Annotated in this window: 15 protein-coding genes; 9 read left to right on the top strand and 6 right to left on the bottom strand. The window is 40.3% G+C overall.

The window, feature by feature from the left end; translation table 11 throughout:
- Nucleotides 1–88: 88 nt before the first annotated feature.
- Complete coding sequence (locus G4P69_RS16090; protein WP_208344781.1) at nt 89–313, bottom strand: hypothetical protein; 225 nt, start codon at nt 311–313, stop codon at nt 89–91.
- A 483-nt stretch (nt 314–796) separates the two neighbouring features.
- Between G4P69_RS16090 and G4P69_RS16085 the strand changes: the two genes are divergently transcribed.
- From G4P69_RS16085 to G4P69_RS16055, 7 genes are all read left to right on the top strand, one after another.
- Nucleotides 797–1,645: an ATP-binding cassette domain-containing protein gene (locus G4P69_RS16085; RefSeq protein WP_390692302.1), complete on the top strand. Its 849-nt coding sequence runs from the start codon at nt 797–799 to the stop codon at nt 1,643–1,645.
- Nucleotides 1,602–2,456 (top strand): ABC transporter permease, encoded by an 855-nt coding sequence (locus tag G4P69_RS16080; protein ID WP_208344778.1) that lies wholly within the window; start codon nt 1,602–1,604, stop codon nt 2,454–2,456. The genes G4P69_RS16085 and G4P69_RS16080 overlap by 44 nt, the downstream gene beginning before the upstream one ends.
- A gap of 18 nt (nt 2,457–2,474) precedes the next feature.
- Nucleotides 2,475–2,936, top strand: coding sequence for a MarR family winged helix-turn-helix transcriptional regulator (locus G4P69_RS16075; protein WP_208344777.1), 462 nt, complete (start codon nt 2,475–2,477; stop codon nt 2,934–2,936).
- Nucleotides 2,899–4,179, top strand: coding sequence for an MFS transporter (locus G4P69_RS16070; protein ID WP_208344775.1), 1,281 nt, complete (start codon nt 2,899–2,901; stop codon nt 4,177–4,179). Before G4P69_RS16075 ends, G4P69_RS16070 begins: the two co-directional genes overlap by 38 nt.
- Before the next feature lie 103 nt (nt 4,180–4,282).
- Nucleotides 4,283–4,747: an RrF2 family transcriptional regulator gene (locus G4P69_RS16065; protein WP_208344773.1), complete on the top strand. Its 465-nt coding sequence runs from the start codon at nt 4,283–4,285 to the stop codon at nt 4,745–4,747.
- Nucleotides 4,748–4,971: 224 nt separating this feature from the next.
- Nucleotides 4,972–5,388, top strand: a complete 417-nt coding sequence (locus tag G4P69_RS16060; RefSeq protein WP_208344772.1) for a XisH family protein — start codon at nt 4,972–4,974, stop codon at nt 5,386–5,388.
- A complete protein-coding gene (locus G4P69_RS16055; protein WP_208344771.1) occupies nt 5,376–5,711 on the top strand; it encodes a XisI protein in 336 nt (111 codons plus the stop codon). Before G4P69_RS16060 ends, G4P69_RS16055 begins: the two co-directional genes overlap by 13 nt.
- Before the next feature lie 248 nt (nt 5,712–5,959).
- On the opposite strand, the gene G4P69_RS16050 is transcribed toward G4P69_RS16055, so the two are convergent.
- The 5 genes from G4P69_RS16050 to G4P69_RS16030 form a co-directional block, all read right to left on the bottom strand.
- The gene (locus G4P69_RS16050; RefSeq protein WP_243902632.1) at nt 5,960–6,334 is read right to left on the bottom strand and encodes a glycosyltransferase; all 375 of its coding nucleotides are present in this window, start codon (nt 6,332–6,334) and stop codon (nt 5,960–5,962) included.
- Between the two features lie 88 nt (nt 6,335–6,422).
- A complete protein-coding gene (locus G4P69_RS16045; protein WP_208344788.1) occupies nt 6,423–7,256 on the bottom strand; it encodes a dienelactone hydrolase family protein in 834 nt (277 codons plus the stop codon).
- Nucleotides 7,256–7,951 (bottom strand): glutathione binding-like protein, encoded by a 696-nt coding sequence (locus tag G4P69_RS16040; protein ID WP_208344769.1) that lies wholly within the window; start codon nt 7,949–7,951, stop codon nt 7,256–7,258. The genes G4P69_RS16045 and G4P69_RS16040 overlap by 1 nt, the downstream gene beginning before the upstream one ends.
- Nucleotides 7,952–7,997: 46 nt before the next feature.
- Nucleotides 7,998–8,687: an SDR family NAD(P)-dependent oxidoreductase gene (locus G4P69_RS16035; protein WP_208344786.1), complete on the bottom strand. Its 690-nt coding sequence runs from the start codon at nt 8,685–8,687 to the stop codon at nt 7,998–8,000.
- Nucleotides 8,688–9,334: 647 nt separating this feature from the next.
- Nucleotides 9,335–10,723: a hypothetical protein gene (locus G4P69_RS16030; RefSeq protein ID WP_208340236.1), complete on the bottom strand. Its 1,389-nt coding sequence runs from the start codon at nt 10,721–10,723 to the stop codon at nt 9,335–9,337.
- Between the two features lie 530 nt (nt 10,724–11,253).
- Between G4P69_RS16030 and G4P69_RS16025 the strand changes: the two genes are divergently transcribed.
- Entirely contained in the window at nt 11,254–11,856 is a 603-nt protein-coding gene (locus tag G4P69_RS16025) for a nitroreductase family protein (RefSeq protein ID WP_208340237.1), read from the top strand.
- Between the two features lie 533 nt (nt 11,857–12,389).
- Nucleotides 12,390–13,913, top strand: coding sequence for an amidohydrolase family protein (locus G4P69_RS16020; protein WP_208340238.1), 1,524 nt, complete (start codon nt 12,390–12,392; stop codon nt 13,911–13,913).
- Nucleotides 13,914–13,989 lie beyond the last annotated feature (76 nt).

Genomic DNA, 13,989 nt, shown 5'->3' with positions numbered 1-13,989 from the left:
CTCGACCAAGAAGCGTAAGCATACTGGATCGATGAAGCAACTTGGTAAAATGAAGCGTCAAAACTCTATCAATAAGACGAATGGGGATTTAGAAACCCCATCCGTCTTTACGGTGGGGTAGTTCATAAAAGAGTTTTTTTATCAGCGTTTTGAGGGATAATCTTGGTCGTTCCATATGATTGTCATATTCCCAAAGATCTCGCTTTATTTTGTCGTCTGCCAATAATTCAACATCTGATGGTAATTTTGTTGGTTGCCATAACGACCAATATTCATCATGCAGCGATTCTTTTTCAAATGGTGGTAAGCCCATTTTTTTTGTCCTTATATTTGTGCGATGGGGGGACAGTTCAAGTCAGAGGCGCGGAGACTTTCAGACGTGGTGATGCGGAGATAATTCAGATGGGGGTTGAACCTAGCTACCATCACCTAGAATCCAAATCCCTTACCTGCGTTATTGCTTTATCGAACCTTTTTTATCGGCTGAGTTGTGTTTTGTACGAACAATTAACTAAAACTTAATCTACTACAAAGAATACAAAAAATCAATCGAGATACAGTACTTTTTAAGTATTTACAGGCGTCAAAGTACAATCTATCGCTACACAGTCGAATACAAAGCAAAAATGAATTTGAAAGAGTAAAGGTAAGTATTTTATCCAAAAATCATCTTTTATCAGTAATTATGCTGTTTTTTTATCTCTGATTGTCAAAAATAAACTACTGACATAAAATAACGATAAGCTAATAATTAGATTATCTAAATAATAGGGGTTGCATAAAAACCGTGACCACGATTACAGGACAATTAGGATACTCGGAACAGCACAATAGTGAGGAAGTTCCGATAATTTTGTCAACGCAGGGACTGACGCGCCGTTTTGACAAGTTCGTTGCTGTTGATTCTCTGGATATTTTTGTAAAAAAAGGAGAAGTTTTTGGTTTACTCGGACCGAATGGTGCAGGGAAGAGTACAGTTATAAAGATGCTGACAACCTTGCTACCATTGAGTGCGGGGAAAGCGACACTTACAGGCTATGATGTAACCCATCAATCTGCTGCGGTTAGGAGAGTGTTTGGTTACGTACCGCAAGCTTTATCAGCAGATGGGTATCTTACAGGTTACGAAAATCTTTTAATTTTCGCCAAGTTGTACGATATTCCCCCTAAACGCCGGGAGCGATGTATCCGCGAAGTTCTCGCGTTTATGGGTTTGCAGGATGTGCGCGATCGCCTAGTAAGAAATTACTCTGGTGGAATGATTCGCAAGTTAGAAATCGCCCAATCTATCTTGCACGAACCACAGATTTTGTTTTTGGATGAGCCAACTGTAGGACTTGATCCTATTGCGCGGACTCAGGTTTGGCAATTGGTACAGCAATTGCGTGAAGAGTTTGGCACAACTATATTTTTAACAACACACTTTTTAGAAGAAGCCGATAATTTGTGCGATCGCGTGACAATTATGCAACGCGGAAAGGAAATTATCACTGGTGCACCAAATGAGTTGAAAGCATCTTTAGAGAAACCAGGTGCAACTTTAGACGATGTATTTATTTACTACACAGGCGATCAATTAATAACATCAGGAGTCAGCTACCGTGAAATCTCAAGAACCAGGCGCGACGCTCAACGGTTGGGTTGATGCTCCCCAGAAGCGCCAACCTAATTTTATTTCTCGAATTACTGAAATTTTTAACAAAACCCTTGTTGTTGCTGAGTTGGAAGTGCGTAAACTGCGCCACGATCCTACTGATTTAGTTGTAAGAACTGTACAACCTGCTTTGTGGTTGCTGATTTTTGGGCAAGTCTTTACCAGAACTCGCGCCATCCCAACAGGAAACTTACCCTATTTAGATTTTATGTCGGCGGGGATTCTTGCTCAGAGTGTTCTATTTGTAGCGATTTTTACGGGTGGAATGACACTCATATGGGAACGAGATTTAGGGGTTGTGCATAAATTTTTAGCTAGTCCCACTCCTCGTGTGGCACTGGTTTTGGGTAAAGCGCTGGCTTGTGGTGTGCGGTGTCTATCCCAGGTATTTATTATTTATGGGTTAGCATTTTTGTTAGGTGTTAAAGTCAATCTCAATGCGATCGCCTTTCTCGAAGTATTACTGATTGTGATGCTGGGAGCAGCTTGCTTTTGTATATTTTCGTTAATTATTGGCTGTCTGGTGAGAACACGAGAAAGAATGACCGGGATCGGACAACTAATTACCATGCCATTCTTTTTTGCTAGCAACGCTATCTATCCAATCTCTCTAATGCCTGGATGGTTAAAGTTTCTTTCCCATATAAATCCTTTGACCTATGAAGTTGACGCTTTACGTGGTAAGATGCTTTTAGATGGTACTAGTCTCTACGGGTTTAGTTTAGATTGTACGATTCTCTTGCTAGCATTAGTAGGCTTGACCTTCATCTGTGGCAAACTTTATCCACGGGTGGCTATGTAAACAGGAGAAAATCAGCCTATGAAATCGAATAAACCGTCTCAAGAATGTGCAAATAAAGTAATGGACACTGTTCCATTGGTGATGCGGTTTATTCGAGCGGATATGCGAGAAAATAGCGCAGCATCTTTATCCATACCGCAATTGCGATCGCTAGCATTTCTCAAACGCAATCCAGGAGCTTCATTATCTGACATAGCGGAACATCTCGGTGTGACTTGTGCTACGGCATCTACAACTATAGAGCGACTAGTACAACGTAATTTTGTGCAACGCACAGACAATCCTCAAGAGCGGCGAAAAGTGGTCTTAAACCTCACAGATAGCGGTATACAGCATCTTGAGCAAACCCAAGCAGAAACTCGCACTCATATTGCAGACTTATTAGATGGTCTGATGGAAACGGAAATAGCACAAATTGAAAAAGGGTTAATTCTACTCAAAAATGTCTTCGAGCAATCAGAAGTTAAAAAAGCTCCGTGAGGCTGAGGCGACACAACATGATGCCTTTGCAGCCTTGAGATTTCGAGATTATAGATTATTTACAATTGGACGCACCCTGTTATTTACAGGGGGACAAATGCAAACCGTCGCGCTCGGTTGGGAATTGTATGAGCGCACTCATTCGGCTTTGGTTTTGGGTGGTATTGGATTGGCGCAAGTTTTACCAGTAATTTTACTGACTTTAGTTACTGGACATGTAGCAGATAAATTTTATCGCAAACCCATTATGCTTCTGTCGTTGATGGTGTTAGCGGTTTGTTCGTTGGGTTTAGCAGTCATTTCCTACACTCACCCAGCAAATGCAGTGTTTGTGATTTATACAATTTTGGTATTAACAGGTGTTGCCAAGGCTTTCCTCAAACCTGCTAGTGATGCACTGATGTTTCAGTTAATACCTGTCAATGTGTTTACCAATGCTGCAACTTGGAACAGTACTAGTTTTCAGATTGCGTCGGTAGTAGGACCAGCTTTGGGAGGATTCGCGATCGCACTTTTTAAAGGTGCAACAGGTGTATATTTGCTAGCTGGATTTGCAGGTTTGCTGTGTTTTATATTAATCACCACAATTTCAGAGCCACAATTTACTCCTTCACAAGAACCAATCTCGCTAAAAGCGCTTGGTGCTGGTGCAACATTTGTTTGGAAGAATCAACTAATTTTAGCGGCAATAAGTTTGGATATGTTTGCCGTATTGTTGGGGGGAGCAGTAGCATTATTACCTATCTTTGCTAAGGACATCCTGCGGGTTGGACCATTTGAATTAGGATGTTTAGACGCTGCACCTTCTATTGGCGCGTTCATTATGGCGGTGAGCTTGGCACATTTACCACCATTACGAAAGGCTGGCAAAGCTTTATTGTGGTCGGTGATTGGCTTCGGCGTAGTCACAATTATCTTCGGTTTATCCCGTTGGTATTGGTTATCGTTGCTAATGTTAGCCTTTAGCGGTGCGTTAGATGCAATCAGCGTAGTTATTCGGCATACTTTAGTACAGATTCGTACTCCCGATCATTTACGTGGTCGAGTGTCAGCAATTAATAGTGTGTTTATTAGTACATCAAATGAGTTAGGACGTTTTGAATCTGGTTTAGCTGCGGCTTTTTTTGGCCCCGTAATTGCTGTTGTAGGTGGGGGAATCGGGACAGTTTTAGTAGCAATATTGGCAGCTTACATGTGGCCAGAAATGCGTAGATTAGGGTCTTTAGAAGAGTATAAAAAATAGTCTACATTGTCAGTGAATAGGTATAACTTGACATTCGTAGAACCTTTGTTGTAAGAATTTTCCAAAAATCTAAAATGCTATCGGATAGCCGTAGTATATTAATATGGAACACTTTAATTTAGTTATTGCCGTGGAATTATCTTCGAGATTGGAATATGCCTTTTTAGCTTTAATCGAGCTAGCTGATAACTACAAAACGCAAAATCCCGTCAAGATTAGCGAAATAGCAGAGCGTCATTCGTTACCAGAACGATACTTAGAGCAAATTCTCTCGGCTTTACGAAGGGAGGGAATTATTCAAAGTATGCGAGGTGCTAAAGGTGGTTATGTGCTGGTACGAGAACCTTGGAAGATGACTTTGCAAGAGGCGATCGCAATTGTGGAAGGTGAGGAAAAGTCACGAGAAATTGAGGGATACGACGGTTCAAATGTAGAAAAAAGCGTTATTTATGAAATTTGGGGTCAAGCCAACCAAGCCTCTCAAGGTATTTTCAAACGCTATACTATTCAAGATCTGTGTGAAAAACGGGATACATATCGGCAAGGTAGTACCATGTATTATATTTAAGAGTATGCCTTTTTTAAGTATACTTTTAACATACTAAGTACTGAAAAACGGAACTTAATAAATCAAGGCCTTTGGGTATTGATCACGGTATCAATAATTGGTTAACTTGTGTTTCTAGCGGAAATCCCCGACTCTTTCTTTAGATCGGGGACGCTTGAACTTAGGTGCGTTTGCCTTGGGCTATAGTGTAAAATTATAGTACTCCCAAGTGAATAAATTAAGTTATGTCAGCAAAAGACAAATTTCACGAGGCTGTGAGATTAGCTTTGAAAAAGGATGGGTGGACTATTACAAATGATCCCCTATATATTGATGTTGGTAAAGTTCAGATGCGTATCGATTTGGGGGCAGAGAAGTTACTTGCAGCAGAAAAATCAGGAGAAAAAATTGCTGTTGAAATAAAAAGCTTTCTAAGTCCATCAGCTATCACTGATTTTCATCTTGCTCTGGGACAGTTCCTTAACTACCGCACTGCTCTTAGAGTAAAAGAACCAGAACGTAAGCTATATTTAGCTGTTGATACAGAAACCAATAATGATTTTTTTACACTTCCATTTATACAACTTCAAATTCAAGAATTTCAATTAAAACTAGTAGTTTATGATACTGAAACTGAGGAAATAGTAAGATGGGTAAGTTAGAAAAATATAGAGAATACATTCAGCGATTTTTAACAAAACATGGTAGCTATAAACCTTCATATGGAGATGTAGAAGTAGAGCAAATATTTGATACTATACGCGATCATTACCAACTTGTTCATGTCGGTTGGGAAAATAAAAATCGCGTTTATGGTTGTTCAATGCACATAGATATAAAAAATGAAAAAATTTGGATTCAGTGGAATGGAACAGAGGTAAATATTGCTGAAGAACTAGTTTCTATGGGGGTGAACAAAGAAGATATTGTTATAGGATTTCATTCACCTTATAAAAGGCAATATACAGATTTTGCTGTGGGTTAGCAATTGATAGTGCTTTCTCACGTCTCTGAAAAACAAATAAACCAAGCAATATCTATTTTAGCTAAGGCAGAAGTACCTGTGAGGTACATCTTCGAGAAAATAAATGGCTAAACACGATGGCTTCAGCATAAGGGAAGATTTCTGAATAGGGGACGGAATCAAATGCAACGACGCTTTCAGGTAAGTTCTCAGGTGGTTGATTTTTGCCGATCAGTAATACAGCACGTCGATTCAACAGCTTTATTGTTTCAATGCTTTCTCGATAAAAATCCCCAGAAGAAAAGACTGCAGCAGAGCCAAGTGTAAAAATAATCGGGGGTTCTCCTGCGTCCAATTAGATCAATATAGGTATCGCGCAAATTCGCAAGAAGATAATCCCGGACGACATGCTCCGTTCCCTTGTGGATGTTCATCATCCGCGCAATCATTTCGGGGTCATCCATTGCAATATAATCAGGGCGAAGCTTATAAAATTCAAATCCCAATGACTCAATTAGGGAGCGGTAGTCTTGTATTGTTGCGAAAACAACACTGTGACCCCGCTCGCGTAAACGTAGCCCAATTGCAATTAATGGGTGAAGATCACCTAAAGATCCGATGGTTGTCAAAACAATTCGACCCATAACTTTAACAGTTATCAGTGAACAGTAAACAGTTATCAGTGATCAAAGTATGCTGCTGCTCTTCCTGATAACTGATAACTGAATCCTGTCAAAGCTGATGCTGTTTAAACCATGCTTGAAGTCGTTTCCAACCATCTTTGGCATCAGCTTCGCGGTAGGAGGGGCGATAATCAGCAAAAAATGCATGGGGAGCATCGGGGTAAACAACTATTTCCGATTTGCTGGTGCTAGATTTGAGCTTTTCCCTTACCTGTTCAACTGTGTTAACAGGAATACCTGTATCCTGTCCACCATAGAGTCCGAGAACGGGGACTGTGAGCTTCGAGACAATATCGATGGGGTACTGAGGTTGAAGTGCTGTACGATCGCCAACTAAACGCCCATACCATGCTACCCCGGCTTTTACTTTAGGATTATGTGCTGCATACAGCCAAGTGATCCTACCACCCCAACAAAAGCCTGTAATTCCTACTCTATTAGGATTACCTTTGGCAGACTTTGCAGCCCAATTCACGGTAGAGTCAAGGTCAGATAATACTTGGGCGTCGGGTACTTTAGCAACAATTGGGCGTATTTCGTCAATGCTGCTTAACTTAGAAACATCGCCTTGACGGATAAACAATTCAGGCGCGATCGCTAAATATCCCAACTTGGCAAAGCGACGGGTAATATCTTGAATATGTTCGTGGACACCAAATATTTCCTGAATGACTAGGACAATGGGAAAATTCTCCCCTGTTTCAGGTTGCGCTCTGTAAGCAGGAATTTCACCATCTTTAACCGGGATTTTTACCGCACCTGCAACCAATCCTTTGCTATCAGTTTTGATAACTGTTGCTGACGAAATGGGTTGTACTGCTAAAGTAAAACCAGTTGCGATCGTAGCAGTTGTAATAAATTGTCGGCGTGTCAATTCTTTTATCATTTTACGGTGCTGGCGGATTGATTAAATAACAAATCTCGGGCTTGATCGGGACTAATTTGCTGATTTTTTAATGCTTCGGCTTTCTCGTAAGCTCGGATGGTTGCTGGACGTGCTTTAATTGCCTCAAACCAGCGTTGCAGGTTGGGGAAATCCTCTAATTTTTGTCCTTGGCGTTCGTAGGGTACAATCCAGGGATAGCTTGCGATATCGGCAATTGAATAATCTCCGGCGATAAATTCACGGTCGCTCAATCGTTTATTCAAGACAGCATATAAGCGTCCCGTTTCATTCACATACCGATTGATTGCGTAAGGAATTTTTTCGGGTGCATATTGGCTGAAATGATGGTTTTGTCCTGCCATTGGTCCCAGTCCACCCATTTGCCAAAACAGCCATTGCAGCACTTCAGCGTGCCCTCTAATATCTGATGGAATCAACTTTCCGGTTTTTGAAGCCAAATAAAGGAGAATCGCCCCAGACTCAAAAATAGAAATTGGTTCCCCGCCATCAGCCGGTTCACGATCAACAATTGCAGGAATGCGATTATTAGGAGAAATTTTCAGAAACTCTGGTTGAAATTGTTCTCCTTTGCCGATGTTTATAGGGATGAGGTTGTAGGGTAGACCAACTTCCTCCAGAAATATGGTAATTTTATGTCCGTTGGGGGTTGTCCAGTAATAAAGGTCAATCATCTTTACCTCGTGTATATTTTTATTTCAATACTTAGGTAATAACTAATCAAAAAGTCTCCACCCAAGGACGCAATTCTATTTCCCACGTCCAAGCATTGCGAGGTTGACGGAGAATGTTGAGATAGGTTTGAGCGATCGCATCCGGATCGAGTAAGCTATCTGGTTTGTCTGCTGGTTCCACACGGGTATCTGAACGAATAGCTCCATCAATAACAAAATGCGCCACATGAATATTCTTAGGAGCTAGTTCACGAGCAATGCTTTGAGCCAAACCCCGTAGAGCAAATTTACCCATTGCAAACGGTGCAGACTGTGGATAACCCTTAACACTAGCGGAAGCACCTGTAAAAAAGATGGCTCCACCGCCTAAGGCTAATTGGCGTTTAGCTGCTGCCTGTGCCACCAAAAAACCTCCGTATGCAGTGATTTCTAGCGTTTTAGCAACATCAACGGGGTCAATTTCGATAAACGGTCCCCTGACTCGCCAACTCGGATTATACACAACTACACTTGGCGCACTCAATACTTGTTCGACTTCATTAAAGAGCCGATTGACATCATCAGGTTTTGCCGCATCAGCCGCAAAACTAACGGCTCCTATCTCCTCAGATAATGAACCGAGTTTATCAACTTGTCGTGCTGCCAGAGCAATTTTAAAACCTTCTTTCGCAAATAGACGCGCTATGGATGCACTTAGTCCGGTTCCAGCTCCAACAATGAGTGCGGTGGATGTCATTATGCTAGATTTCTCCTTTTCCCCATCCAGAGGTAAATTGAATTGAACGAAGAAATAACCATATCCATCAGCCAGATATATGCTTAGAAAATCTAATTATTAGATATTCTACATTAATTTGACCGAAAAATGGTCACGGACTCCATAATAAAGTAAAGAGGTTTACGGCTCCTACTACCGTTTCATTGGCAGACTCCCGATGCTTTTGCCCTGAGCCGACAATTGTTTGTATTGTCCCTCACCATTAATTTTAAAATTCAAGCCTTTCGTTGGAGGGAGGTTTTTGCTAATAAAATAGATACCGTTATGGGGGACTCTTTAGATAGTTGTTTCAACAGAGTAATTATTTGCTCATATTAGAAGACACAGAGGAAGGAATTCATCGCGCTGAAACAATACTGCGCAATCAGGGTATTGAATATTGGGGAGTTTATAATTCTCCACGTAGTTAAAACAGCAAAAACGTTTTTCAGAAGTAGCAAGGCGTGGAGTGAGTAACCGCAAAATAACACCAATTAAACAGTTTCGTATATAACGTTAGCTTTAAAAGAGAATTCATGGCAGTATTTTTGCTCAAAAACATTATTTATTTGAGCTAAAGTACTGCCATGTTTCTGTATACAATGCTTGAATATCCCAAATATTATCTAACTATTCATACGCTCAAAAATTGCAGATGCAGATGGAGAGAAGCGGGTTAAATAACTAAAAATCCAAAACTTGATACAGGAGTCCATGATTACAGGGACTGTAGCAATGAATGTTTTGATAGCTGCCTCATTTTCGGGAAGACCGAAGTGATGAGTAAAGTTTTGTAACAACACATCCCATCCTTCAGCCGAGTGGAACCCGACAAACATATCTGTAACCAGAATGAAAAAAAACACCTTTAAGGGATCACTTAAATTTAGAAAAGTCTGGTTAGAAAAATTTCTGATTACAGACAATTTGGCACGATTAAAATAGACCAGTCCAACAAAAACAACCAATGCTACACTATCAGCTAAAAGATTTTGAATACCGTTTCGGGCTTCTTCGCGTGATTCTCGCCAGAGATCAACGGCGACTTCCTTAAACCTTTTTTTTTCTTCAGCCTCAGTCATTGGTGGACGTAGTTCCAGTAGCTGTCTAATTTCTAGTTCTTCTTTGAATTCAGTAAATTCCTTCAAAAAGTGTTCCTTAATTTCTTGAGACAGTTCTACTTTTGTAGGATCCCTCTCGCTATAACTAGTAATTAATGGTTCAAAGATGACATTTTTAGTAATAATCTGGACTACAATAGGAACTATTAGTAATATGAATAGCCACCGAACAGCTATTTTATTCTTCTTACGTCGTAGTCGTAAATTTTTAATGACTTCTTGTTCATGTTCTGAGCTAATTTCTTTACCTACTGCATATAAATTCCTAAAAAAATCAAATCTTAAGCTTTGATTGTTTTGATTTGAATCAGCTTCAATGGTAGCGATATCAATTGTTCTGGCAGTTGCTTGTTCGTTTTTTTGTCGAATAGGGTTAACAATTTGTGTGGGCGTGGTGGCGCTTAGCGGTTGAACTGCTGGGGTTTCTACTTCAGTTTGTGGTGTTTCGCGATACTTATAAATTACTGAATCAATGAAATTTAGCTTTTCTACAATCACATTTTCTAAGTGATCGTTCATCGTTCTAACAGGCTGTTTTTCTTCACTTTCGGTGATAATTAGTGGTTCTCCAAAATCTTTTGAGCTAGTATTCTTTTTTAAGTATCTATTGTGTAAAACATAACTATAAAGTCCAAATTGAGCGAGATTTAACCGTATTTTCCAAAGTTGGCGATCGCGCAAGGTTTGCACATAATCAAAAAATATTTTACTTTGTTGAGATGTATAAGTAATCTTACCTCCATTAAAATATTTATCTTCGAGTGCTTTAATCTCTTGCGCTTCTTTGTATGCTTCGTCTAGTAAATGTATATGCCGTTGAGTCAACCAGTTATCAAGCTTAAGCGTGTATTGCTTGAATTGGTTTAAATTTAGTCTTTTGAAATTTATATTCATGGTTCTTAAGCCATAAAATCTTGATAAAACTACGCGTTAATAAATCTTTCCGTAAACCTTACTGAACATAAAACGGCAGATTCTGAGCCATTTGATTTTGCTGGAGAACCTACTTAGTGATGGCATATCCTACATAAGTAAATATATCCGATGTGAGTTGACAGATGACCCACAGTTGTGGTGCAAATTTATCGTTTATTGGTGCCGGTATTTGCTGTTGTACTTGTAATTTGCCAATTATCCTGAAAATAACAAAGACTTATAGGGCTATAAGACAAGCGGGAAAGAAAGCCAGAAATCGTTCGTTCCCGCGCTGATTGACTCAATTCTCGTTTATGCACTACCATAAGTAAACAAACTTATCATCTATCTATTTACAGTATTATTTAACTCCTTTGTTGGAAAAAGGGTTTTTTCAATACTGCAAAGCCTGTGAAACCCACTGACAATGAATTATCAATCGGTAGTGCAGGTGTGTACAGCTTATTTACAGCAAACTTAAACAAATATAATCCAGGAAACCGATTAAGATGACTGAAAAACTCGCGCAAACACAATATCCGGTTCATGACTTCATTGGTCGTCGTTGGAGTCCTAGAGCATTTAGCGATCGCCCTGTTGAGCAGGATAAATTACTATCCGTGTTAGAAGCTGCTCGTTGGGCACCTTCTTCCTACAATCATCAGCCTTGGAGTTTTATCGTTGCTACTAAAGACGATTCAACGGAATATAGCCGTCTCCTCAATATTCTAGTTGAGTTCAATCAAGGGTGGGCGAAAAACGCTCCAGTACTAATACTGGCAGTTGCGAAAACACATAATGATGATGGGAAGATCAATCGACATGCATTTCATGATGTCGGACTCGCGATTGAGAACCTAGTGATTCAAGCAACTGCTCTTGGATTATCTGTGCATCAAATCGCAGGATTTAGCGTGGATGCGGCTAGGAAAGAATACCGGATTCCAGAGGGTTATGAACCAGCAACTGCAATTGTAGTTGGTTATGCTGGCGATCCACAGAATCTATCTGATGGTCTGCGAGAAAGGGAACTAGCACCCCGGATCCGTAAACCATTAAAAGAATTTGTATTTACTGGACAATGGGGTACAATTTCCACTCTGGTGTTATAAATTTTTTAGCAAATGAATTTGTGTTAAGCAGTACTTGTTTTTTGTTTATAAGTGTGAGATAGTCGATTGTAGACAAAGTACGATAAATCAATAAATTTATCGTACTTAAGTAATGAATGCACTAAAGCACTTTCGTGACTATAGGAATTTGGTTTGATTTTTGAAAAGATCTTGGTGTCTATAGTCTTGGTAGGTTATGCCCGACTTATGTATATGTATTTCAAAAATCAAATACTAGCCTTATAGCTGACCACCTAGTCAAAGCTAGAGAAATAGGACTTACAGATCTGAATCATTGTGCTACACATCCTCACCAACAAAGACTAGTGGCTGAGGATAAAGAAGTTTTTCATACTTAATACCTGATACCCCACAGCTAATCCCCAATATCCAAGTGTAAATTGGTTAGCTAAAAAACTAACTTATTGACCTAACTGAAAATACTTCCTACTCAGCTCCCACAGTATTTGAGGGTGTAGCTGATTCATAACTTATTTCTCAGCACTATTTTTGTAATTTTTGAAGGCAAAAAAATGACTGAGTATAGCAGATTAAAAACTTCGCGATCCGCTGCAATCAAATCCAAACTTGATTACCCAATAATTGACACTGACGTTCATACTAACGATTTTACACCAGCATTTGAGGATTACATCGCTCATTACGGTGGAGCAAAACTTGTAGACGAGTTACGTAAAGCAGAATCTTCTCGTCTCAACTCCAAAAGCAATGGTAAGGACTGGTATCAACAAACCCCAGAAGAACGTCAATACTACCGGACAATTCGCTCTCCTTGGTGGGCAAGAGTTACGCGCAACACCTTGGATCTAGCTACCTACACTTTACCTGAACTATTCTATGAGCGTCAGGCAGAGCAAGGCTCAGATTATTCGGTACTATTTCCTAATAACGTGCTGGCTCCAACAGGAGCTAGTTCCGAATCTCGCCAACTCCTCCAACGGGCGGTGAATCACTATCATGCTGATATTTACCGGAAATATAGCGATCGCCTAACACCAGTGGCTGGTATTCCTATGAATACTCCCCAAGAAGCAATTGAGGAGTTAGAATTTGCCGTAAAAACACTAGGCTTAAAAGTCATTAATATTCCTGGTGGTGTCAAGCGACCGATTAAAGCGATCGCCGATAAATATCCAGCAGATCAATTCCCTGAAATTGCTAAATACGCCTCTTACATCGACTTTTTTGGTTTAGATAGTGAATACGACTACGATCCTTTCTGGGCTAAAGTTGTTGAGCTAGGTGTACCGATTACTACCCATTATGGTAGTCAAGGTTGGACTGGACGCTCCTCTATCAGCAATTACATGAACAACCATATTGGTCACTTTGCTGATGGTTCGCAAGCATTTGCTAAGGCGCTGTTCTTCGGTGGTGTTACCAAACGTTTCCCACAGTTGCGTGTAGGTATGCTTGAAGGTGGCGCAGATTGGGGCGCTCATGTCTACATACATCTAGTAGACCGCTTCTCCAAGCGTAGTATCAAAGGGCTACAAAACTACAATCCAGATCTGACGGATTCTGATCAGCTATATGAGTTGTTTGAACGTTTCGGTGGCGAAATTACTAAGGGATATTCCTTGAGTAAAGAAGAATTGACCAAGACTGTACTTGGTTCTTCTTTCACTCGTCACAGCCGTCAGCCAGTAGGTACTGAACTAGAAGATTTTGCTGCAGCTGGGATCGAATCAATCGAAGACATCCGCGATCGCTGGGTGAACAGCTTCTTCTTTGGTTCTGAGTCTGATGATCGCACCATTGCTGCAGCATTCAACAATAAAGCCAATCCTTTAGGAGTGAAAATCAACGCCATTTACTCCTCGGATGTTGGTCACTGGGATGTACCCGATCTGACAGATCCTCTAGCAGAAAGTTGGGATCTCGTTGTAGAAGGGGTGATTTCGGAAGACGATTTCAAAGCCTATGTATTTGGTAACCCCTATAAGTTCTACACCCAAGCAAACCCCGACTTCTTCAAGGGTACAGCAGTCGAATCTAAAGTAGCTAACATCACCAAGAACTTGGTTGTTAGTTAAAAACAGCTTTGGGTTTGTAGTTTTGGCATTGTCCAATAAAAAGTAGTCAGGAGTCAGGAGCCAGAAGTCAGAATAC

This window comes from Aetokthonos hydrillicola CCALA 1050 (genome assembly GCF_017591665.1).
GTDB lineage: Bacteria > Cyanobacteriota > Cyanobacteriia > Cyanobacteriales > Nostocaceae > Aetokthonos > Aetokthonos hydrillicola.
This window is presented reverse-complemented; position numbering and strand designations above follow the sequence as displayed.

Coding starts and splice junctions, on each gene's coding strand:
- G4P69_RS16090 (WP_208344781.1), bottom strand. CDS start 313: ATGGGCTTACCACCATTTGAAAAAGAATCGCTGCATGATGAATATTGG.
- G4P69_RS16075 (WP_208344777.1), top strand. CDS start 2,475: ATGAAATCGAATAAACCGTCTCAAGAATGTGCAAATAAAGTAATGGAC.
- G4P69_RS16070 (WP_208344775.1), top strand. CDS start 2,899: ATGTCTTCGAGCAATCAGAAGTTAAAAAAGCTCCGTGAGGCTGAGGCG.
- G4P69_RS16065 (WP_208344773.1), top strand. CDS start 4,283: ATGGAACACTTTAATTTAGTTATTGCCGTGGAATTATCTTCGAGATTG.
- G4P69_RS16060 (WP_208344772.1), top strand. CDS start 4,972: ATGTCAGCAAAAGACAAATTTCACGAGGCTGTGAGATTAGCTTTGAAA.
- G4P69_RS16055 (WP_208344771.1), top strand. CDS start 5,376: ATGGGTAAGTTAGAAAAATATAGAGAATACATTCAGCGATTTTTAACA.
- G4P69_RS16050 (WP_243902632.1), bottom strand. CDS start 6,334: ATGGGTCGAATTGTTTTGACAACCATCGGATCTTTAGGTGATCTTCAC.
- G4P69_RS16040 (WP_208344769.1), bottom strand. CDS start 7,951: ATGATTGACCTTTATTACTGGACAACCCCCAACGGACATAAAATTACC.
- G4P69_RS16035 (WP_208344786.1), bottom strand. CDS start 8,687: ATGACATCCACCGCACTCATTGTTGGAGCTGGAACCGGACTAAGTGCA.
- G4P69_RS16030 (WP_208340236.1), bottom strand. CDS start 10,723: ATGAATATAAATTTCAAAAGACTAAATTTAAACCAATTCAAGCAATAC.
- G4P69_RS16025 (WP_208340237.1), top strand. CDS start 11,254: ATGACTGAAAAACTCGCGCAAACACAATATCCGGTTCATGACTTCATT.
- G4P69_RS16020 (WP_208340238.1), top strand. CDS start 12,390: ATGACTGAGTATAGCAGATTAAAAACTTCGCGATCCGCTGCAATCAAA.